Annotated in this window: 21 protein-coding genes and 1 tRNA gene; 6 read left to right on the top strand and 16 right to left on the bottom strand. The window is 55.8% G+C overall.

Going from position 1 to position 21,797, the window contains the following annotated elements; translation table 11 throughout:
* Window positions 1-6: 6 nt before the first annotated feature.
* The 6 genes from nqrF to AC2FH2_RS07395 are packed head-to-tail and all read right to left on the bottom strand — an operon-like array spanning window position 7 to window position 5,867.
* A complete protein-coding gene (gene nqrF / locus AC2FH2_RS07420; RefSeq protein ID WP_496823242.1) occupies window positions 7-1,230 on the bottom strand; it encodes an NADH:ubiquinone reductase (Na(+)-transporting) subunit F in 1,224 nt (407 codons plus the stop codon).
* A 10-nt stretch (window positions 1,231-1,240) separates the two neighbouring features.
* The gene (gene nqrE / locus AC2FH2_RS07415; RefSeq protein ID WP_142636377.1) at window positions 1,241-1,849 is read right to left on the bottom strand and encodes an NADH:ubiquinone reductase (Na(+)-transporting) subunit E; all 609 of its coding nucleotides are present in this window, start codon (window positions 1,847-1,849) and stop codon (window positions 1,241-1,243) included.
* Window positions 1,849-2,502, bottom strand: coding sequence for an NADH:ubiquinone reductase (Na(+)-transporting) subunit D (locus AC2FH2_RS07410; RefSeq protein WP_142636378.1), 654 nt, complete (start codon window positions 2,500-2,502; stop codon window positions 1,849-1,851). The genes nqrE and AC2FH2_RS07410 overlap by 1 nt, the downstream gene beginning before the upstream one ends.
* On the bottom strand, window positions 2,502-3,317 hold the full coding sequence (locus tag AC2FH2_RS07405; RefSeq protein WP_496823241.1) for a Na(+)-translocating NADH-quinone reductase subunit C: 816 nt from the start codon (window positions 3,315-3,317) through the stop codon (window positions 2,502-2,504). The genes AC2FH2_RS07410 and AC2FH2_RS07405 overlap by 1 nt, the downstream gene beginning before the upstream one ends.
* Window positions 3,310-4,518 (bottom strand): NADH:ubiquinone reductase (Na(+)-transporting) subunit B, encoded by a 1,209-nt coding sequence (locus AC2FH2_RS07400; protein ID WP_282027194.1) that lies wholly within the window; start codon window positions 4,516-4,518, stop codon window positions 3,310-3,312. Before AC2FH2_RS07400 ends, AC2FH2_RS07405 begins: the two co-directional genes overlap by 8 nt.
* A gap of 5 nt (window positions 4,519-4,523) precedes the next feature.
* Window positions 4,524-5,867, bottom strand: coding sequence for a Na(+)-translocating NADH-quinone reductase subunit A (locus tag AC2FH2_RS07395; protein WP_496823240.1), 1,344 nt, complete (start codon window positions 5,865-5,867; stop codon window positions 4,524-4,526).
* Between the two features lie 276 nt (window positions 5,868-6,143).
* Here AC2FH2_RS07395 and AC2FH2_RS07390 point away from each other — a divergent pair, with 276 nt between their 5' ends.
* Both AC2FH2_RS07390 and AC2FH2_RS07385 read left to right on the top strand, forming a co-directional pair.
* Window positions 6,144-7,259, top strand: coding sequence for a THUMP domain-containing class I SAM-dependent RNA methyltransferase (locus tag AC2FH2_RS07390; RefSeq protein ID WP_496823239.1), 1,116 nt, complete (start codon window positions 6,144-6,146; stop codon window positions 7,257-7,259).
* A gap of 115 nt (window positions 7,260-7,374) precedes the next feature.
* Window positions 7,375-7,451: transfer RNA gene (locus AC2FH2_RS07385), tRNA-Pro, on the top strand.
* Window positions 7,452-7,501: 50 nt separating this feature from the next.
* On the opposite strand, the gene AC2FH2_RS07380 is transcribed toward AC2FH2_RS07385, so the two are convergent.
* On the bottom strand, window positions 7,502-7,792 hold the full coding sequence (locus AC2FH2_RS07380) for a hypothetical protein (RefSeq protein ID WP_496823238.1): 291 nt from the start codon (window positions 7,790-7,792) through the stop codon (window positions 7,502-7,504).
* Between the two features lie 634 nt (window positions 7,793-8,426).
* Between AC2FH2_RS07380 and AC2FH2_RS07375 the strand changes: the two genes are divergently transcribed.
* Both AC2FH2_RS07375 and AC2FH2_RS07370 read left to right on the top strand, forming a co-directional pair.
* Window positions 8,427-9,506 carry an extracellular solute-binding protein gene (locus AC2FH2_RS07375; RefSeq protein ID WP_271948936.1) on the top strand — a complete coding sequence of 360 codons (1,080 nt, stop codon included), beginning with the start codon at window positions 8,427-8,429 and terminating at the stop codon, window positions 9,504-9,506.
* 29 nt (window positions 9,507-9,535) lie between these two features.
* Entirely contained in the window at window positions 9,536-11,137 is a 1,602-nt protein-coding gene (locus AC2FH2_RS07370; RefSeq protein ID WP_496698393.1) for a BCCT family transporter, read from the top strand.
* 382 nt (window positions 11,138-11,519) lie between these two features.
* On the opposite strand, the gene AC2FH2_RS07365 is transcribed toward AC2FH2_RS07370, so the two are convergent.
* Window positions 11,520-13,541: a DEAD/DEAH box helicase gene (locus tag AC2FH2_RS07365; RefSeq protein ID WP_496823237.1), complete on the bottom strand. Its 2,022-nt coding sequence runs from the start codon at window positions 13,539-13,541 to the stop codon at window positions 11,520-11,522.
* Between the two features lie 410 nt (window positions 13,542-13,951).
* Window positions 13,952-15,115, bottom strand: coding sequence for an ATP-binding protein (locus AC2FH2_RS07360; protein ID WP_496823236.1), 1,164 nt, complete (start codon window positions 15,113-15,115; stop codon window positions 13,952-13,954).
* 335 nt (window positions 15,116-15,450) lie between these two features.
* Here AC2FH2_RS07360 and speD point away from each other — a divergent pair, with 335 nt between their 5' ends.
* A complete protein-coding gene (gene speD, locus AC2FH2_RS07355; RefSeq protein WP_142636388.1) occupies window positions 15,451-15,852 on the top strand; it encodes an adenosylmethionine decarboxylase in 402 nt (133 codons plus the stop codon).
* Here speD and AC2FH2_RS07350 read toward each other — a convergent pair.
* From AC2FH2_RS07350 to AC2FH2_RS07330, 5 genes are read right to left on the bottom strand one after another with little or no spacing between them, the layout of a single operon-like run.
* Entirely contained in the window at window positions 15,823-17,364 is a 1,542-nt protein-coding gene (locus AC2FH2_RS07350) for a polyamine aminopropyltransferase (protein ID WP_496689286.1), read from the bottom strand. The two genes, speD and AC2FH2_RS07350, sit on opposite strands and share 30 nt — an antisense overlap.
* Window positions 17,361-17,585 carry a DUF350 domain-containing protein gene (locus AC2FH2_RS07345; protein ID WP_142636390.1) on the bottom strand — a complete coding sequence of 75 codons (225 nt, stop codon included), beginning with the start codon at window positions 17,583-17,585 and terminating at the stop codon, window positions 17,361-17,363. Before AC2FH2_RS07345 ends, AC2FH2_RS07350 begins: the two co-directional genes overlap by 4 nt.
* A gap of 10 nt (window positions 17,586-17,595) precedes the next feature.
* Complete coding sequence (locus AC2FH2_RS07340) at window positions 17,596-17,760, bottom strand: hypothetical protein (RefSeq protein WP_496689284.1); 165 nt, start codon at window positions 17,758-17,760, stop codon at window positions 17,596-17,598.
* Window position 17,761: 1 nt separating this feature from the next.
* Window positions 17,762-19,063 (bottom strand): DUF4178 domain-containing protein, encoded by a 1,302-nt coding sequence (locus AC2FH2_RS07335; RefSeq protein ID WP_496823235.1) that lies wholly within the window; start codon window positions 19,061-19,063, stop codon window positions 17,762-17,764.
* Window positions 19,060-19,578 (bottom strand): DUF4178 domain-containing protein, encoded by a 519-nt coding sequence (locus AC2FH2_RS07330; RefSeq protein WP_496823234.1) that lies wholly within the window; start codon window positions 19,576-19,578, stop codon window positions 19,060-19,062. Before AC2FH2_RS07330 ends, AC2FH2_RS07335 begins: the two co-directional genes overlap by 4 nt.
* Between AC2FH2_RS07330 and AC2FH2_RS07325 the strand changes: the two genes are divergently transcribed.
* Entirely contained in the window at window positions 19,571-19,849 is a 279-nt protein-coding gene (locus AC2FH2_RS07325) for a hypothetical protein (RefSeq protein WP_496823233.1), read from the top strand. The two genes, AC2FH2_RS07330 and AC2FH2_RS07325, sit on opposite strands and share 8 nt — an antisense overlap.
* Here the strand turns inward: AC2FH2_RS07325 and arcC are convergent.
* Both arcC and argF read right to left on the bottom strand, forming a co-directional pair.
* Window positions 19,846-20,778: a carbamate kinase gene (gene arcC, locus AC2FH2_RS07320; RefSeq protein WP_496689276.1), complete on the bottom strand. Its 933-nt coding sequence runs from the start codon at window positions 20,776-20,778 to the stop codon at window positions 19,846-19,848. The genes AC2FH2_RS07325 and arcC overlap by 4 nt on opposite strands.
* Before the next feature lie 3 nt (window positions 20,779-20,781).
* Entirely contained in the window at window positions 20,782-21,783 is a 1,002-nt protein-coding gene (gene argF, locus AC2FH2_RS07315) for an ornithine carbamoyltransferase (protein ID WP_496823232.1), read from the bottom strand.
* Between the last annotated feature and the right edge of the window lie 14 nt (window positions 21,784-21,797).

The raw sequence follows: 21,797 nt of genomic DNA, 5'->3' as shown, positions 1-21,797 counted from the left end.
AACTGATTACCCGCCGAAATCGTCGAGCATGATATCTTCGCGGTCCACACCCAGATCCAGCAGCATGTTGATGACCGACTGGTTCATGATCGGCGGTCCGCACATGTAGAACTCGCAATCCTCGGGTGCCGGGTGGTTCTTGAGGTATTCGTCGAACAGCACGTTATGGATAAAGCCGGTATAGCCTTTCCAGTCATCCTCGGGCTGGGCATCCGACAGGGCGACATGCCATTCGAAATTGTCGAACTCTTCCGCGAGGCTGTCGAAATCCTCGACAAAGAACATCTCTTTCTTGGACCGGGCACCGTACCAGAAGGTGATCTTACGGTCGCGATTCTCAAGCCGTTTGAGCTGGTCGAAAATATGGCTGCGCATGGGCGCCATACCAGCACCACCACCGATGAACACCATCTCTCTTCCGGTCTCGCGGGCGAAGAATTCACCGAATGGACCCGAGATCGTGACCTTGTCACCCGGTTTCAGGTTGAAGATATACGACGACATCTGGCCCGCCGGTATCCCTTCGGAACCCGGAGGCGGTGAGGCAACCCGGACGTTCAGCATGATCATGCCCTTTTCGTCCGGATAGTTGGCCATGGAATAGGCGCGTTCGATGGGTTCGGCAACGACCGAGTCGTATTGCCACAGATTGAAGCGATCCCAATCTTCGCGATATTCCTCCTCGACATCGAAATCAGTGTATTTCAGCGCATGGGCGGGGGCTTCGATCTGGATATAGCCACCAGCGCGGAAATTCACATCCTCACCTTCGGGCAGGTCCAGCGTCAGCGCTTTGATAAAGGTGGCAACGTTTTCGTTCGACCGAACCGTGCATTCCCATTTCTTGACGCCAAAGACCTCTTCGGGGACCTCGATATCCATGTCTTGTTTAACTGCAACCTGACAAGACAGACGGTCGCCACAAGCGGCCTCGCGCTTGGTGATATGGCTTTGTTCGGTCGGCAGGATCGAGCCACCGCCGGAATGGACGCGTACGCGGCATTGTGCGCAGGTCCCGCCGCCGCCACAGGCCGATGGCACGAACAGTTTCTCAGCTGCCAGGGTTTGCAACAGCTTGCCACCGGCGGGCACGGACACGGTTTTCTCACCATTGATGGTGATGTTGACATTGCCCGTCGACACCAACCGCGACCGGGCGGCCATGATAAGGGCGACAAGCGCCAGAACGATCAGCGTGAAAAGAACGACGCCTAGGCTAAAGGTTTCCATTGCCGCCCCCTTACAGTTTCACGCCCGAGAAGGACATGAAGGCCATCGCCATCAGACCCGCGGTGATAAAGGTGATCCCCAGACCCTGCAGGCCATCAGGAATGTCCGAATATTTCAGCTTTTCGCGCACCCCCGCCATAGCGGTAATCGCCAGCGCCCAGCCAAAGCCGGAGGACAGACCATAGGTCGTGGCCTCGGCAAAGTTATAATCCCGCTCGACCATGAACAGCGAGCCACCCAGGATGGCGCAGTTCACCGTGATCAGCGGCAGAAAAATACCCAGCGCGTTGTAGAGCGGGGGGAAATACTTGTCCAAGACCATCTCGAGGATCTGAACCATCGCGGCTATCACGCCGATATACGAGATCAGGCCAAGGAAGGTCAGGTCCACATCCGGGAACCCGGCCCAGGCCAGCGCGCCCGGCTTCAGCAGATAGGTCAGCAACAGGTTGTTGGCGGGAACGGTGATCGCCTGCACGACCATGACCGAGATCCCAAGACCCAGCGCGGTCGAGATCTTCTTGGACACGGCGATGAAGGTACACATGCCAAGAAAGAAGCTGAGCGCAAGGTTTTCGACAAAGATGGCCTTTACGGCCAGTGAGATAAGCCCTTCCATCAGTGCGCCTCTACCTGCTGGATTTTGTATTCGCGTTCTTCGACCTGGTTCGGCTTCCATGTACGGAAGGCCCAGATGATCAGGCCGATGATGAAGAACGCCGAAGGTGGCAACAGCAGCATACCGTTGGGTACGTACCAGCCGCCATTGTTCACAGTCTGCAAGATGGTGACACCGAACAGCGACCCGGCCCCCAACAGCTCGCGGATAAAGCCGACTAGCAGCAGGATCAGCCCATAGCCCATGCCGTTGCCAACACCGTCGATAAAAGATGCTATCGGGGGGTTCTTCATCGCAAATGCCTCGGCACGGCCCATCACGATACAGTTTGTGATAATCAGCCCAACGAAAACCGACAGGGTTTTCGAAATCTGGAAGGCATAGGCCTTGAGAACCTGATCCACCAGGATCACCAGCGACGCGATGATCACCATCTGAACGATGATCCGGATTGAGCCGGGTATCTGGTTGCGCAACATCGAAATGAACATCGACGAGAAGGCGGTCACGAAGGTCACAGCCAGCGCCATTACAAAGGCCACCTGCAACGAAGAAGTCACGGCCAGCGCGGAACAGATGCCCAGGACCTGCAGCGTGATCGGGTTATTGTCGACAAGCGGGTCGACCAGCATCTCTTTCTTGGTCTGAGACATCAAAACTCTCCTGCTTGCAGTTTGGCCAGGAACCGGGCGTAGCCCGCGTCACCCATCCAGAATTTCACCAGGTTATCGACACCAACCGAGGTCAGAGTGGCCCCAGCAAGCGCGTCGACATAGAAATCGGGACCGGAGGCGGGCTGCGACTTGGCGACGGTAATCTGCAGCTCGCCTGCATCGTCGCGCAATTTCTTGCCATTCCACAGACCTTTCCATCGCGGGTTGTCCACCTCGGCGCCAAGGCCGGGGGTCTCACCATGCTGATAGAACTGCAGGCCGTAGATGTCGTTGCCGTTACTTTCTAGAGCGATAAAACCATAGAGCGTCGACCACAGGCCATAACCATGCAGCGGCAGGATCACTTTGTCTAAATCGCCCGCATCATCGCGCAACAGATAGATCACTCGGTACTTGGCCTGACGACCAATACCCGCCGGGTCAGTGTCCAATGCTACGCTGAGTTCAGGATCACTTGCAGCAGCCTGGTCATCAAAGGTTGCCGGATCGAACTGATCGTCGACAAATTCGCCGGTGGCAAGCTCGAGCACATGCGGCTCGAACGCAGCGAAGGCTTCGGTCACATCTATGCCCGGCTCGAAGACACCAGCCACCTGCAAAACGTTAACCTGTTTGTCCTTCAGCGCGTTGGCTTCTTGCACCGGGCGCAGGCTGACCGCAGCGGCGGAAACCACCATCGAGGCAACAAGACAGACAGCAACGGCGACGAAGATCGTCTTGCCAACCGAATCCGGCGAGGCGGCCAGAAAGCGAGCCAATGCGCCCTTGGGTTCTTGAGGTTGCGGATCAGACATGGCGACGCGCCCTCCGTTTGATATTGGCCTGCACGACGAAATAGTCGATCAGCGGTGCAAAGACATTGCCGAACAGGATGGCCAGCATCATGCCTTCGGGGAAGGCCGGATTGATCACGCGTATCATCACAACCATCACTCCGATCAAGGCGCCATAGATATAGCGGCCCAGGTTGGTGTGGCTGGCGGAAACCGGTTCGGTCACCATGAAGGCCAGGCCAAATGCATACCCACCCAGAACCACATGCCAATACCACGGCATCGCGAACATCGGGTTGGTATCCGACCCGATCAGGTTCAGCAGCAGAGTAAATCCGATGGTCCCGGCCAGACAGCCAACGATCAGGCGGTAATTGGCAATCTTGGTCATCAGCAGGAAGGCCATACCAATCAAGCAGGCCAAGGTCGAGGTCTCGCCAAAGCTGCCCTGAATGGTGCCGTAAAAAGCGCTGGACCATGTGATCCCTTCGGCAGCAAGAGCCTGTACGCCCTCGGCCGCTGACACCGCCAGCGCGGTTGCACCCGAGAACCCGTCAACCGGGGTCCAAACCGAGTCACCCGACATCTGAGCAGGATAAGCGAAGTACAAAAACGCACGACCAACCAGCGCGGGGTTAAGGAAGTTCTTGCCGGTGCCGCCAAATACCTCTTTGCCGATCACCACACCGAAGATAATGCCCAAAGCCACCTGCCACAAGGGTGTAGTGGCCGGCATAATCAGAGTGTAAAGCATTGATGTTACAAGGAAACCTTCGTTCACCTCATGGCCGCGCACGGTGGCAAAGATGACCTCGAATATACCGCCTGCGACCAGTGTGACGATGTAGATAGGCAGAAAATACATCAACCCGTGCATCACATTTGCAAAGACACTGCTGGGGTCCAGCGAGATACCAAACATCTGCAGCAGAGCGATGCGCCAACCGGTGGCAGAGTCCGGCCCGAGGCTGGCGATGGCCGAGTTGGCCTGATAGCCGGTGTTCCACATCCCCCAAAGGATACAGGGAATGGTCGCGATCACGACATAGGTCATGATCCGCTTCATATCCACGTAAGACCGCGCATGCGGGGCCACAGAGGTCACGGTTTTCGGAGTGTAGATAAAGCTTTCGACCATCTCGTAGATGGGGAAATACTTTTCGTACTTGCCGCCCTTGGTAAAGTTCGGCTCGATCCGATCGAAGAAGCTGCGCAAACCCATTTGGATCAGCCCTCCTTTTCAATCTTGTTCAGGCAGTCGCGCAACGCCAGCCCGTATTCATATTTTGCCGGACAGGCAAAGCCGACAAGGCCCAGATCCTCTTCGTCCAGCTCTAGCGCGCCCAGAGCTTGCGCAGTATCGGTGTCCATCACCAGTAGTGCCCGCAGTAGTTGCGTCGGCAGATAGTCCTGCGGCATCAGCTCTTCGAACGTACCCGTAGGCACCATGGCGCGGCGCCCCCCATTCAGATTCGAGCTGAGCGCGTACAGCTTTTTGGCGAAAGCAGAACCCAGCACCGGCTGAACCGCAAATTTCGAAGGCATCGGGCGGATCCAACCCATCGGAATCTGGTCGTGGTCCTCACGGATGATGGTCATCTGCCTTGCAAAACGCCCCAGATAAGCCGTTGGGCCATCCGCATGCTGACCAGATAGGATCGAGCCCGAAATGATCCGTGCCGTGCCCTCCACATCAATCTCATCCCTGGTCAGGTCTTCGGTCGACGCTCCCATCACCGTACGGATCAGGCGCGGCTGACGGACACCCGGGCCAGTCAGGGCGATCACCAGATTAGGGTCCAGATGGCCCGTCTGCATCAGGCGGCCAATGGCGATGACATCTTGATACCCGATGGTCCAGACCTGCTTTTCGCCCGCAAGCGGTTCGAGGAAATGGATGTGGGTTCCGGCCAAACCCGCAGGATGCGGACCAGAGAATGCCGCCGCCTCTACGTCTGGCAGATCGCTACCCGGAACTGAAGCACCGTCCTGCTGGCACAAATAGGTTTTGCCCTCGGTCAGCTTGGATACGGCTACCAGACCATCCGCAAATGCTTTGCCCGCGTCATTGATGATGAGTTCTGCATCTCCGGCCAGTGGCTCGCTATCCATGGCGGTGACGAAAATCGCTGCTGGCTTGGTGCCCGGAACTGGTATCTTGGAATAGGGACGCGTACGGAAAGCGGTCCACAGCCCCGCGGCGCATAGCTTGGCGGTAACACCCTCGGCGCTGTCCGCATCACCAACACCCGAGAAATCGATACCCGTGTCGTTGGCATCCGCAACCTCGATCACAACGCTTTGCAAAACCCGGCGCGCACCACGGTTGATGGCAACGATCTTACCACTTAGCGGGGCGACCATCATCGCCTCGGGTGCGTCCTTGTGACAGAAAAGCGGAGTGCCACGTTGAACGTCATCCCCCTCCTGAACCAGCATTCGCGGTTTCAAGCCAAGGTAATCGCCCCCCAAAACCCCAACAGTCTTGAATTCTGGACCCGGATGGATGGTTTGTTCCGGTGCGCCTTGCACCGGCAGCTCCAACCCTTTTTTCAGTTTGAAAGTTTGCATGTCGCTACGGTCTTCCAAGCCTCTTTACCTGTGCCGGCTGAGCCAACACCTATCTAGTGTCAGACAATAACGCGAGAATTCCAAGCAGTCGTCGCAAAAGCGTCGAATTGCGACTGAAATCCGCGGCCGTCCCTCTGATTGTGGCCCCTTTACGCGGGGATGATACCAAAAGCAAACCTGTAACCGTCAAAATTCCCTCACGGTATTCATTTTCTTGTATCACTTTCGCTGAAATTGCCTGTCGCGCCCCGATCATGTCCGGTGTAAGCACCCTTGATGGAACAAACGAACGATCTGGAAATTTTTCTGGTAGCAACGCCCGGACTAGAGGCGCCGCTGCATGCCGAGGCCACCGAACAGGGATTCGCCGATGCTAAGGTCATTGCTGGTGGCGTGGTTTGTCGGGGCGGGTGGCCCGAAGTATGGCGTGCCAACCTTTGCCTTCGGGGCGCAAATAAAGTTCTGGTTCGGATTGGCAGCTTTCCCGCTGTCCATCTGGCACAACTGGACAAACGCGCCAGAAAATTTCCGTGGTCAGATTTCCTGCGCCCGGAAGAGCCGGTAAAAGTCGAGGCGACAAGCCGCAGATCGCGCATTTATCATGCGGGTGCCGCGCGCCAAAGGATCGAACGAGCGCTGGCCGAGACACTGGGGACTCCAATCTCGACAGATGCAGCCCTGCGCGTGCTTTTGCGGATTGAGAAAGACATCTGCACATTCTCGATCGACACCTCCGGAGAGCCCCTGCACAAGCGAGGTCACAAGACTTCCGTCGCCAAGGCCCCCATGCGCGAGACAATGGCGGCCATGTTCCTGCGCGAATGTGGCTATCACGGGACCGAACCGGTGCTGGATCCCATGTGCGGGTCGGGCACTTTCGTCATCGAGGCTGCCGAGATCTCATTGGGCCTGCTTCCCGGTCGCACGCGTAATTTTGCATTCGAAAGCCTAAGGAGTTTTGATCCCGACATCTGGTCCGACATGCGCGCCGGGTCAGAACCCCCTGCCCCCGAGGTTCAGTTCTTCGGCTCCGACAGGAATGCAGGCGCGATCGAGGCCGCAAAAGCCAACGCGGAACAAGCCGGTGTTTCGACCAATACAACATTTCATTGCCACTCCGTCAGCGATCTGAAGCCCCCGCAAGGCGCTGAGGGGTTAGTGATCGTAAACCCCCCTTATGGCGCCCGGATAGGCGATGAAAAACGGCTGCGATCCTTGTATGGGAGTTTCGGCAAGGTTCTGATGTCACGCTTCAAAGGCTGGCGCGTTGGCATCGTAACAAGCACCCCATCCCTGGCCCATGCCACGCGCCTTCCTTTGCTTCCGGCAGGGCCGGTAGTGGATCACGGCGGCACAAAAATCCGACTTTATCGCACTGACCGCCTGGTCTGACATGGGTCTAATCGCGGGGATTTTGAGCCTGTCCAAAGCCTGTTATTAATCACAAACCAGACCCAGAATCCCTCTTGCATATCCAAACCCTCAGGTATAAATCACCCGCCACGGTCGGAGTGTAGCTCAGCCTGGTAGAGCACTGTCTTCGGGAGGCAGGGGTCGGAGGTTCGAATCCTCTCACTCCGACCAATAAAGCAAGGTTTCAACTGCAAAGATTTTTTGCTGTTTGACCAATAAACCTACTTTTCCGCACAATTTGGTTCGAGGATTAACTGCATGAATCCAAGGTGATAGCTGTGTGGTATGAACTGCTTTACTCCCACGAAGTCAAAATGACGCACTGGTTGGCCTACAATGAAGCGTTGAAACGGCTCGGCGCAAGGAATGAGGCCCTGCGCGCCTCTAGAAACCTCTGTCGCGCCATCAGGTAAAATTGAGACAACGAGCATCGCTGGAGGAGCGTCGAGGGCAAGATAAATTGTATCAAATTGCTCGGCCGGTGCTTGCTGGTTTGCGACTTCAACCAGCAAGTCACAGAGTTACTGGCCCCTATCGACATCCTGAACGGTTACACAGCGAACGACATACAAATCACAAAGCGCGCAGGATATATTTGCCTACGCCCGTGGGCGGCGGCGATCATGCAGCTGTCATGAGAATGTTGATCAAGACTTCAAAGCTCCGCGATGTTGATATCCGTCGCGTGTGCGAAGTGGCACACCATGTCCTGGGCGTCGTCATTCCAGCGCCCGCGCACGCCCCTGAGGCTCTTTCGCCGAAGGTGAGATAGGCCCCAAGATCAGGTCCGTAATTAACTGTGGTCGATGAACAGGAACCGGTTTCTCTGTATCGCTGGCTTCTGGAAAACAACCTGTAACCGCAAGCCTTGTTTCTTGGTGGCTCTGCCAAATCTGTCGCTCTGTCTGGCGTAATAGTCGTATTTAGCTTTCGCAATTTTTGATTATTGCTGATCATCAGGGTGAATTTGATGTATTCTTGCTGAATGTGCTGGGAATTGACCAGGAGGACGACCCAAACAAAGCGCTTATACAAAATTAGAAGCGACTAGGGAGGAATTTGATGATGTACTATAGGCTAAAGGCGGTCAGGGGCTGTCGGATAATGATAGCTGCGCTGTTTTCTACTCTCTCTTTGAGTAATGCGATGGCGCAAAGTAACTCTGAGAGCGAAACCACAATCCCAGAGCCCGGGCCGTCCATCACCTTCACATCCTGGACCGGCCCTTACATGCGAAGTCAGATGCTTGGGTTTGTGCGCCCTTATGAGCAAGCCAAAAACGCTGATGTGCATGTTGCACATTACAATGGTGGCATCTCGGAAATCCGCGATCAGGTCGAAAGCGCAAATGTGATTTGGGATGTGGTCGACCTTACGCAAGCAGATTCACTTCGCGCCTGCGAAGAGGGCTTGCTGGAGAACATATCTGACATAGAACTGCCTGATGGCGTCGATGGTACACCATTTCGCGAGGATTTTGTCGAAGGTGCCCTGAATGATTGTGGCGTAGGAGTCATCGTATGGGGCACCGCATATGCGTATAACAATTCTCAATTCGCAGAAACGCCTCCATCAACCATTTCGGATTTCTTCGACACAGAAACCTATCCTGGGCCACGTGCCATCCGAAATGATCCGACAGTGATCATGGAATGGGCCCTTATGGCCGACGGCGTAGCCCGCGATGATGTGTATCCAACGCTCGAAACCGAAGAAGGTGTTGAGCGCGCGCTGAAAAAGATGGACGACATAAAAACCGGCCTGCAAATCTGGGAAACCGGGCGTGAACCCGTACGTCTGCTGAACTCTGGCGACATTGCGATGTCATCGATCTGGGCCACTACCGGTGCAACGGCCGCCCAGGAAGACGGTTCCGATTTTACGGTCAACATGGACGGCCGTGTGATTGAGCTGGATCTGTTCGGCATACCAAAAGGAAGCCAGAATAAAGAAGAAGCCATTGATTTTATTCGCTTTGCTAGCAGCTCAAATTCGCTGGCCGATATGGTCGGGTACCTGCCAAATGGTCCAACCCGAAAATCTTCGATGACACTCCTGTCAGACGACGTTTTGGAGCGCATCCCGAACGGTCCGGCGTATGAAGACAATCTTTACATTCTGTCGGACGCCGAGTGGTGGGCCACCAACCACGGGCGCCTGGAAGAGGCGTTCCAGTCCTGGCTCGCAACCTCCGCCCGTCAGGGCGCTGCGGGTTCAACACGGTAAGCCGAAACAACAGGTCTAAGAGGTGCAAAATGAGTGATCAATCAACACAGAAACCTGACAATCTTGTAGCAAAGAGCGGCTTGTTCAAAGGTATGAATCCGACGATGGGTATCGCTTCGATGGTGATGATATTGGGGTTTGTGTTTTTCACGATCCGTGATGTTGAAGCTTCAAGTGCGATCTTTGCGACAGGTAAAAACTTCATCATCGGTAGCCTGGACTGGTTCTATGTACTGGTCGTTAACGCGGCACTGTTTTTCGTAATTTGGCTTATGATCAGCCGGTTCGGACACGTGAAGCTGGGCAAGGATGATGACGAGCCAGATTTTTCAACGTTTTCATGGATTTGCATGCTGTTTAGTGCGGGCTTGGGATCTGGTCTGATCTATTGGGGTGTTGCAGAGCCAATGTTCCATATCCAAGGCAGCCCATTCCTTGAGCGGGCGGGAATTGAACCAGGTTCGGTTGACGCCGCGGTTTCTGCGGTAACGATCACGAATTTCCACTGGGGTTTCCACGGTTGGGCCCTTTATGTGCTGGTTGGCCTCTGCCTTGCATATTTCTCGTACCGCCATGGGCTTCCTCTGACTTTGCGCACCGCTCTTTATCCTGTGCTGAAGGAACGGATCTATGGTCCCTGGGGTCATCTCGTCGATCTGATTGGCGTATTTGGTACAATCTTTGGCCTCGCAACCTCATTGGGGTTGGGCGTCACACCAATCGCCGCCGGTCTTGAGGATCTTGGCTGGATGGCAAACACCCAGACAAATCAGTTGATCCTCGTCGCAATCATTACCTGTCTTGGCACGGCTTCTGCTGCATCGGGTGTTGGCAAAGGCGTGCGTATCTTGTCTGAAGCCAACGTTATGGCAAGTGTTGGCCTGCTGCTCCTGTTCATCATTCTGGGACCGACGGCATTCCTGTTGGGCATAACCATATCCGGATTTGGAGATTACCTCTGGACAGTGATACCCATGGGTTTCTGGATCAACGGTGAGCCCGAAAACCAATGGCAGAGCTGGTGGACGATCTTTTACTGGGGCTGGTGGATCGCATGGTGCCCGTTTGTTGGACTGTTCATTGCGCGGGTTTCAAAGGGGCGGACGATCAAGCAATTCTGCTATTGCGTTCTTCTTATCCCAACCTCAGTCGTGATGCTCTGGATGGGTGTCTTTGGTGGCGCTGCAGCCGGGGTTGATCTGTTCTACGACGCAGGTGTCGTCGAGGCGGTCAACAATGACTACGCCGCTGGCGTATTCCAAACGGTCAAAGGATTTGGCTACACATGGTTGGTGTACCCGATCACAGTGTTGATTACGGTTCTGCTGATTTCGTGGTTTGTCACGTCTTCTGACTCGGGGACACTGGTGATGTGCACAATGCTGTCGATGGGTGACGAGCATCCGCCAATCAAGTTCCGTGTGTTTTGGGGTATTACCGCAGGCGTTGTTGCCGGTGTCCTAATGCTGGCCGGTGGGTTGAGCGCGCTACAGACAGCGTCCATCGTCGCAGGGCTACCAATCGCCGTGATCTTGTTGTTCATGATCTATGGTATTGTCTCGTCGCTTCACGCTGAGCATCCAGTGCCCGATGTTGAGGATAAGTACGAAATGGAGTTCCTCAACAGATAGGCAGCCATTGTGGTTCAATTTGTCGAGAGGCAGTTATATCTGCCTCTCGACAATTACAGACATGGGTTTCGACCTGTCCGCGAAGCTTTCCTCGTTCTGATGTGAAGTTCGCCAAATTTTCTGGGAGCAAACGAATACGAAAGAACCTCTGCCTAATGGTTTCCACCAGCGTCTCTGCTACCCGCGTGGTACAGAAACTGGATAGGCTTGTCCGGCTCTCCATGGTGAGCCTCTCACACAATCCCGACCTGTGAACCAAAGGTACATTGTGGGGATAGTCCGATCCTGGTCGTGATGGAGCGGTTTCTTTCGCCCATGCCTTCCATTGTCCCTTAAAGGTAATGCCCAGAGCCAAAAAACCAGGTTCGGAATGGAATGCAGGCTAAGTCTTCCGCCGTTTCGGGACAGAATCGCCACCTTTTGTAGATTTGGCCGCTGCGACTCGCGCTCGGTTCTTCTTGCTGCTTGACTTACCTTTGGGTGGAGGTGGACCCTTTGATGCTGTTCGGGCAGATTTGATGTCGCCGCCTTTGGCTTCAGATTTACCGCCCTTACGTGCCTTTGGCTTTGCACCAACCGGTTTGAACAAGGCATCTGCCTCGTCTTTCGAAGCACGCTGGCGTTCTACTTTGGCTGATTTGACGGCCCTTGTGGGACGTTCTGCAGGGCTGGAAGGTGCCCGGCCCTCGGATTCAGGCTTGCGACGTCCATAAGTTGCAGTGCTGCTCCGTTCGGTCGGAGTCGTATCTCGTTTGCTCGTAATCGGTTTGCCTCTTTGCTTTCCGATGGGCTTGGTCCGGCCAGTTGCAGCAAAGTCCGGTGCCGTGTCCAGACGCACGAGATTCTTGACCTTTTCGATCTTCATCTCGGGCCCAACGGCTGTCAGAAACCCTTCGACGCTGGGCTCACGTATCTCGAAATAGGTCACATCATCGGCAATCCGGATGGCCCCAATGTCATCCTTCGTCAGATTGCCTGACTTGCAGATCATCGGCAGCATATAACGCGGCGACGCATTTTGATTGCGCCCCTCGGACAGCGAAAACCAGACGCTGGGGCCAAAAGCCGCGCGCGGTTTCTGGCTTTGCTGATCGACCGTCGACAACTCTTCTGGCGCGGAATGACGCAGCTTGTACTGCCGCAGGTAAGCTGCTGCAATCTGCTCAGGGGTAAAGCTTTCTACCATTTCCTGAACTGCTGCGCGTTCACTTTCCGTGATCTCTGCTTGCCAGTCATCCGATGCGAACATCCTCACCTGATCGCGTTCGGTCACCTCTTCGGCTGACGGGGCTGTCCCCCAATCGGCGGTCAGCTTGGCGAATTTCAGAATACGTTCCGCCTTTTTCCGCGACGCGGGTGCAACCACTAGTGCGCTAACGCCCTTGCGCCCGGCCCGGCCTGTTCGACCCGAGCGGTGCAGCAGTGTTTCATGGCTGTTTGGCAGTTCCGCATGGATCACCAAATCAAGGTTAGGCAAATCAATACCGCGGGCGGCAACATCCGTTGCCACACAGACCCTGGCACGCCCATCGCGCATGGCCTGCAAGGCGTTCGAGCGTTCGCTCTGGGTCAATTCTCCGGATAGGGCGACGACCGAAAAGCCCCGGTTTGATAGGCGCGCTGTCAGACGTGACACCATCGCGCGGGTATTGCAGAACACGATGGCGTTCGGCGCCTCATAATAGCGCAACACATTGATAATTGCATTCTCGCCGTCGCGCGGGCCGACCAACATAGCACGATAATCGATATCGGCGTGCTGCGTCTTTTCGCTGACGGTGCTCACACGTTCTGCATCGCGCTGATACCGTGTCGCCAGATTGGCAATCGCACGTGGGACAGTGGCAGAAAACAGCAAAGTCTGACGGTCTGATGGTGTTTCATCCAGAATGAATTCCAGATCCTCTCGGAACCCGAGATCCAACATCTCGTCGGCCTCATCAAGAACCACGGCGCGAATGGCCGTCAGGTCGATCGAGCCCCGCATGATATGATCCCGCAGCCGTCCCGGAGTGGCAACAACAATATGCGCGCCACGCGCCAACGCGCGACGTTCATCCCGAATATCCATGCCTCCGACGCAGGACGCCAGAAACGCGCCCGCATCGGCGAACAACCAGCTCAGTTCACGCTTTACCTGCAGCGCCAGTTCCCTTGTTGGTGCTACAACAAGTGCCAGCGGTGCGCCCGAGGTTTCGAAAGTCTCAGCGTCACCCAAAAGTCGCGGCGCAATCGCCAGACCGAATCCGATGGTTTTACCCGATCCGGTTTGGGCCGAAACCAGCATATCCTTCCCTTCCAGTTCGGGCCGGGTTACAGCCTGCTGAACTTGGGTTAAGGTGTCATAGCCCTTGCGAGCCAGCGCATTTGCAATGGTTTGTTTCACAGCGGTGGTTCTTTTCATCGGTCAGGAGATGGGATTGTGCGGTATTGCAATCAATGCATCATCCATGGGTAAAGACAGCCCCTTAACGAGTGTCTTGTCTATTGTATAGCCACGAACCGGGGCAGATGCGCTGAAAATCCCGTATCCTGTCCGTACTGCTCCCTTTCAGTAGCGGCTTGAGACCCTCGCTGCATTCGGTTCAATTTGTTGAGACGCGGCAGAAGCGCAGGCTTGGAATAATCAAAACAGGCGTTTTTCTGTAGAGCTTTCAACCGTCTGTAAACCGGCTGTCCCTGTCGGGCTGGCGGTCAACGTGACTACTCCTTCGGGAAATCTACTACAAGCAGTCGGATTCGATAGCTTCTACGACCACGTTTTCTTCGAATTTAGGGCATGACGTTGAGCCAATGGCGCGGTCCCTCTTGCGTCTATGCTGACGCCAGCCGTTTCATTGCGCTCATGAGAGGCATAGCTCGCACACCTCCCTGCCCCGGCACTTCCTTGTCGTTGGCATAGACAAGGATGCGCTCTGAGACGTCCAATTCTTCTGTCGCGATGTGAAACCCACGCGTAACCTTCGCTGATGTCGTCCGCTTGATCTCTATGGCCCAGAGGCCGCCGCGGGGAAGTTTCAACATCAAATCCACCTCAGCCCCTGCTGAAGAGCGATAGAAGCTTGCTTCTGTTCCGCGCGGTGCCGCGGCGATCAGGTTTTCGATGCAGAACCCTTCCCAACTGCCGCCGACAACCGGATGCCCAAGCAGGTCTTCCGGTGTTTCGATCCCAAGAAGCGCATGGGCCAACCCGGAATCGCGAATATAAACCTTGGGAGATTTGACCAAACGTTTTCCGGCATTGGAATGCCATGGCTGCAAACGGCGCACCAGCATCAGGTCGACCAGCAAATCAAGATAGCGGGCAACGCTCTGGCCCGATACGCCAAGGTTTCCCGCGAGTTTCGCCGCATTGAGTAACCCGCCTTGCTCGTGGGCAAGCATTGTCCAGAACCGGCGCAATGTTTCCGCCGGGATGCGCAACCCAAAAGCCGGAACATCGCGTTCCAGATAGGTGCGGATGAAATCCTCGCGCCATGCCAGGCTGGTTTTGTCGTTCTTGGCAAGGAAGCTATCTGGAAACCCACCCCGCAACCACAGCGCAGAGATCGAGTCCGCTCCGGTTTCCGACAAAATGAAAGGCGTCAGCTCGTGATAGCTGACCCGGCCAGCCAAAGATTCTGCGCTTTGGTGCAGAAGCGTGTTCGAGGCCGACCCCAGCAGCAGGAATTGCCCAGTCCGATACCCTTGTCTTCGTCGTCGGTCAATCTGACCGCGTAATGCCTTAAACAGGCCGGGCATAAGCTGAACTTCATCGATCACCACCAGGCGCCCAACCTGCTCGTCGAGATAGAGGTCTGGCTCTTCGAGCACCTGGCGATCAGCAGATCTCTCCATATCAAGATAGACAGCGTCACGGCTTTCAGCGATATCCTGCGCGAGGGTTGTCTTCCCAACTTGCCGCGGCCCAAGCAGGACTACACCCGCCTGGTTCTCGAGAGAGTCTTCAACTGACTTCCTATCACCGCGCTTGATCATACCTTGCATTTATTCCATTTGATGGAAGATTTACAAGGTTAAAATTCCAAATTACTGTCCAGTGAAACCCTATCGTCTCGGCCCTTCACCCCAGAACCATGACACGCAAGTCTGGACCTTAGGTCGAGCATAATCGTGGAAAGCTGCGTCCCATTTGATCAAGAGAAAATAGAACCTGAGTACGTTCTTCTTTCTTAACTATTAAATTCGAAGAGTCCTCTTTGCATCCCTCAATTTCATTTCCATTGCCCTGAAGGGCGAAGCCAACTAGGTACTTGCCGCGCACAAACCCCTAAGAATCTGCGAAAAATCAAATCGCAGAAAGGACCAGGATCATGACCATACCAGCAATCAAAAACGCTGACACAGGCACGCTGGCTGGCTCGGGAATGCATATTCTGGTCGATCATTACGGCAGCCTATACCTAACCGACGTAATGCACATCGAAGAGGCACTGACCCGCGCGGCGCGGGAGGCTGGCGCAACGATACTGTCGGGCAAGTTCCACAAATTTGGCGGGCATGGCGGTGTGACCGGAGTGTTGTTGCTGGCAGAATCCCATATCTCGATCCACACTTGGCCGGAAAATGATTATGCCGCCATCGACATCTTCATGTGTGGCACAACGCAACCGGACAAAGCGGTCGCATATCTTGAGAAGCACCTGCGCCCTGCCCGAGTTGAAATTACGCGCGTCAACCGCGGTTTACCGGAACCAGTAGTCCCAACCGTCTAAGTAATATCCCATCAGTGCGTGCGATTGCAGTGTATTAGGTTCGGCATCGACCCGGTCGGTATCACCGCCAAAAATCTGTGCCGCGCGCCAAACATCATCGTCGAGATAGCTCAACCCATCCGGCAGTTCGATTCTACGGTCGGTCAATGGTTCAAATGTAGCCAGAACAAACCCCCATTCGCCGAAGCTCGGCACGTAGCTGTGATAGGGAACCGCCTGCAGTCCCCGCCCGGGCCTTTGCGGATTGCGGCTGCTCTCGATCGTTTCGGCCACCGACCAAAAGGCCTGCCGAGCAAAGAACGGTGATCCGGCCTGGGTGACAAAGACCCCCTGCCCGCTTAGCCGTTCGGCCAGCAAGCCGTAGAATTGCTTGGTGTATAACCGGGACAAGGCGATGGATTTGGGGTCTGGCAGATCAATGATCACCACGTCGTAAATCTGGGTTTCCCGCTCCAGAAACCTCCAGGCGTCTTCGTTGACAACCGTCACGCGCGGGTCGCTGAGAGCATTGTCGTTCAGCTTGGACAGATCTGGATGGTCGCGAAACAACTGCGTCACACGCGGATCAAGATCCACCAGCGTCACGGATTGCACCTCGGGATAGCGCAGCACCTCGCGCGCGGCCATGCCGTCTCCACCCCCAAGGATCAGGATGTCACGCGCGCGTGGTGCAAGGGCCATGGCCGGATGCACAAGTGGCTCGTGATAGCGGTGTTCGTCAAGGGAATCGAACTGGATCGAATGATCCAGAAACAGGCGCACCCGGTCGCGGTACCGGGTGACGGTGATCTGCTGATACGGCGTGGCCTCGGACAGGATGACATCATCCTCGAACAGCTCAGCCTCGGTGACCGAGACCAGCCGCTCGGACTGCCACAACGCGCCCAGTGTTGCCACAAAGGCCACCGCCCAGACCGCAACCTGGACTCGCGTGGCCCATTCCCGAAATACCAGCAGGGACAGGCCTGCGACGGCGAGGTTCAGCCCTCCGAAGGCCAGGCTGGCAGACATCAACCCCAGATATGGGATTACCAGCAGTGGAAAGGCCAGCGAGGCGACCAGCGCACCGATGTAGTCGACACTCAGCACGTTTTCGAAACGGAATTTCAGCGCCCCAATCTGTTCCAGAACGCGGGCGATTAAAGGGATTTCCATCCCCGACAGGATACCAATGGCAATCAAGGCGCCGTAAAGCGGCAAGGCCACCTGCCCCATCCACGCGTAGTTCAGAAACAGCACCGGCGCCAAAAACCCGCCGACAATGCCCAGTAGGATCTGCGCCCAGACAAATCCGGAAAACGCATCCGAGACAAAGCGCGATAGCCAGGCCCCGACCCCCATTGCTGACAGAAAGATACCAATCACCAACGAGAACTGGCGGACGGAGTCCCCCAGCAGATAACTCGAAAGAGTGGCTGCAATCAGCTCATAGATCAGACCGGCGACAGCCACCAGAAAGGTGGCCAGCAACAACCACGCGGCACGCGCCTCAACCGCGCGGGGCTGGGTCATGACAGGATGACGGCCGCGATGATGATGGACACCGCCACAAATAGCAGCCCGATCAGGATCGCCAACGCGATATTCTGATCTTTTTCAATCTCGTGCACGACCGAGAAGGGCGTCATCCAGTCGATCACCTTCCACACGACCCACATCAGCGTCACGCCCAGAAGGGTGTAAAAGATTGTGCTGATGATCTCTGCAATCTGAATTGCTGCTATATAGTCCATTGATTCCTCACTATTTTATCCGATTTGACCGATAGTACCCGCCGCCACCGCTGCCGACCCGAACCGAAGTGTCCAAGTCACGGCTTTCGGCCCAATACCCATGCCACGAGACATAACCTGTGGCAGCCACGGCCAGGGTCGAAATGACGATGAAAATGATCCTGAAAGCTGTCACTCTAATTCTCATCTACCCAATCAGTTCCCGACCACCGGGCGCGTTGATGAATCCATTTGCGCCCGAACTGGAACAGGAACAGCGCTCCAAAAACCCCGGCCAGCGCAAATGCCCAGAGACCACTGGACAGTCCGGTTTTGACACTGACTTGCAACTGGCTGAACGGCTGCCCGGGCACATGATCTGCGCCCTGTCCGTTCCAAAGCCCCTGCTCTGGCACGTCCAGTGCCAATGTGTAATCACCCGTGCGATCTGGCCGAAACGTCAGGCTCGCAAATTTGCTGCCTTCACGCCATGTGCCGTCCGAGTCGCGACCGGTGTAATATTCGATTGTTCGACCCGCCTGGAACACCGGCTCTCCGTCCGGATCAAACATCTCGATGTCCAGATAGATCCAACTGTTTTCAACATTGCCCGAAAAGGTAACGTTCGTCAGTTGGCTATTGGCTTCAAGCGGGATTGTGATCTCGGCGGGGAAGTCGCCACGTTTTAGCGCCTGACGCTCTATCGCCCTCTCACCTGATCGTTGAGAGAAGGAGACCGCCATCACAAGACAGAGGATCGTAAACACGAATGATACGACCAGCAAAAATCTATAGTTTGGGCCCTCGATGAAAGGTTGCAGCGGATGCACCCGATGTGGGTTCAGGTTCAATGAAACCCCAAAAGCTGCTTCGGCCTGCTGTTTCGAAACATAGAACAAGCGATAGGTCTCACGCTCGGACCCAGTGGTTGAAAACCCCAGCATCGCCGTATCAGACATCGCCGAAATCGTGGTTGTCTTTTCCCCCAGTGACGGCGGCCAGGTGAATTCACCCTCAACATAGGTGACCGCGCTTGTGGTGGTCTCGTAATACACATAGCGCCCATCCTCGGTCGTCACAGAGGGAGGGGATTCCGCTGTCTCAACCCACCGCTCCGACATCCAGGCCGATCCGCGATAGCGTCTGGAAAACACCAGATGCCCCGCCTCAAGCGTCAGCCAGGCATAGCCGTGAGTTGGCGAATAGAGCTGATGGTCTAACCATTGGTAGACCCGTCCGCCCCAGCGCTCGGCATGTTCGATCAGACCAATTATGGTGAACTCGGCACCATACAACGACCCACTCATCCCAATCGAAAGCGGGGTTTCCGGGCGTTTCTGATCCTTGAACTGCCGCAATGTCCGATAGTTGTTCTGTGCATCCAGCTCGGCCCCGCAATACGAACAGATCTGCACGATCACCCGGCCACCGCCCAGTACATCCAGACCGGCGCCGCAGCAGGTGCAGTTGATCGAAAGAAGACTTGGATCTCGGGTCATGGCTGCCGCTGAACCTTCACGTCAAATGCGTCATACCACCGACCGTAGAACCAGATCGCATGACCGGGCCAGAATTCGCCGGACAACAAAGCCTCGTCCCCGGCGGAAGCGTTCACGAATTCATGGCTTTCCCCGACCTGAAGCACCTCATCGAACTGTCCGCGTAGGGCGATGCATTCGGCATGTTCAACTTCGGTAACCGTGAATGTGGCCGCGTCAAAATCCAGCGTTTCGCCCAGCTTGAACGGAGGCATGAATTTCGGCGTGTACTTTCCGGTCAAGCGTTTCTGCCGAACGACATCTCCCTCATCGAGCGATATCCAGCAGGTGCGGCCATCACCATCGACACCGCAGAACTCATCCCAGAACCCCCGCCCGTAGGAATAGCGCGCATGACCAAGAATCAATGTCGACGTTCGACCCAGTTGCACTTGATCGCCTATCCCGAACAAAAGCGGTGCATCGTGCATCTCACCCTGCTGGCCCGCCGATTGAACCTGGACATCATTGATCATCAACGTCGTACCGCAGGACGCACAGGTGGCAACCTTTATCCCTTTCAGCGCAATCGGGGTTTGCGCACCGCAGTTTGGACAGTTCAAAGTCTTCATGCTTTCAAGTCGCGCAAAGAAAATGAAAGTTCAAGCCGTTATTGGTTCTGGAGAATACACGTCCGGTGCCGCCTTGCCCTTGTTGCCAGAATTCAAACAGAACCACTTAGGTGGAACTGAACATGCTGGCGGTTCTGTTAGAGGTGCCGTCAGCCCCAGCAATCATCTGAGTTAGTCGTGAAATAGGGTTTCAGCTGCGTCTTTGCTTATGGTTGTGCCCTTCCTGCCCGCAACGATATCCGCCAGATCGGCCAGTGCGCCGATGGCTGCAGATTTGCCGGTAAGCCGCGCAAACTGGGCGGCGGCCTCGACCTTTGGGCCCATCGAACCGGCGGCGAAATTGAACTTGGCCATGGCATCTGGTGAGGCGGCTTTTATGCCACGCTGAGTATCGGTACCCCAGTCCAGATAGGCACAATCAGCATCCGTTGCCGAAATGAACAAATCGGCCCCGACCTCTCGGGCCAGCAGCTCCGAGGCCAGATCCTTGTCGATCACCGCTTCTATCCCCTCCAGATAACCCGGAGAAGTATAGGCCGTGGGAATGCCCCCGCCACCGGCACAGATCACCACGGTTTGCCGTTCCAGCAGCCATTTAATCGGCCTGATTTGAAAAATCCGTTTCGGCAGCGGAGAGGCAACAACCCGTCGCCATTTGTCACCATCCGCACGAATTTGCCAGCCCTTGTCGGCGGCCAATCGTTCTGCCTCGGGTTTGTCATATACCGGACCGATGAATTTTGTGGGGTCGTCAAAGGCGGGATCCTTGGCATCGACCTCAATCATGGTCAGCAGCGTGGCCAGAGGCGTCTCGGGCGGCAGACGGTTGCCCAGCTCCTGCTCGATCATGTACCCGATCATGCCCTCGGTTTCCGCCCCAAGCACGTCCAGCGGATAGGCCTCATCCGGTTTATAGGCGTTGCCCTGTAGGGCCAGTAATCCCACCTGAGGGCCATTCCCGTGGGTCACAATCAACTCGTTCCCCTCGGCAATAGTGGCCAGCGCCTGCGCGGCGATGGCCGTGTTTTCACGCTGGTTCTCGGCGGTCAGGGCCTGACCCCGCCGCAGCAGCGCATTGCCCCCAAGGGCGACGACGATGCGCATGACTCAGGCCCCCAGAGTGGCGACCAGAACGGCCTTGATTGTGTGCATTCGGTTTTCGGCCTGTTCAAACTGAATACCGGCGGGGCTTTCGAATACCTCTTCGGTGACCTCCATTTCGGTGATGCCGAATTTCTCGTGGATGTCTTCGCCCACTTTTGTCTCGGTATTGTGGAAGGCGGGCAGGCAATGCATGAATTTGACGTTTGGATTGTTTGCCGCTGCCATTAACGCGCTGTTGACCTGATAGGGGGTCAGCTGCTTGATCCGGCTGTCCCAGACCTCTGGTGCTTCGCCCATCGAGACCCAGACATCGGTGTGGATGAAATCCACGCCATCCACGGCGGCCGCAGGATCATCGGTGATGGTCAGCGTTGCGCCGTAACGCGAGGCGGCTTCTTCCGCCGGACCGCGGAATTCGTCGGACGGCCACAGATCACGTGGGGCGGCGATGCGGACTTCCATCCCCATCATGCAGCCCGCGATCATCAGCGAATGGCCCATATTGGACCGCCCGTCGCCCACATAGGCGTATTTGATGTCATGCAGGGGCTTTTCTCCATATTCCTGCATGGTCAGCAGATCGGCCAGCATCTGGGTCGGGTGGAACTCATCGGTCAGCCCGTTATAGACCGGCACGCCCGCATTGGCGGCCAGTGTTTCCGCCAGTTCCTGCCCAAAACCGCGATATTCAATGCCGTCGAACATGCGGCCCAGCACGCGGGCAGTGTCCTTCATGCTTTCCTTATGCCCGATCTGTGACCCCGAGGGCCCAAGATAGGTGACACCGGCACCCTGATCCATCGCGGCCACTTCAAAGGCGCACATGGTCCGGGTCGAGGATTTTTCGAAGATCAGGCAGATGTTCTTGCCTTTTAGATGCTGGATTTCAGACCCCGCATATTTTGCGCGCTTCAGATCGCGCGACAGGTCCAGCAAATAACGCAGCTCGCGCTGGTCGAAATCGAGCAGTTTCAGGAAGCTGCGGCCCTTGATGTTAAATGCCATTGGTCAATCTCCTT

The sequence above is a fragment of the Ruegeria sp. YTSA105 genome (assembly GCF_059610225.1).
The sequence above is the reverse complement of the archived record's forward strand: the minus strand, read 5'-3'. Positions and strand labels throughout refer to the sequence as shown.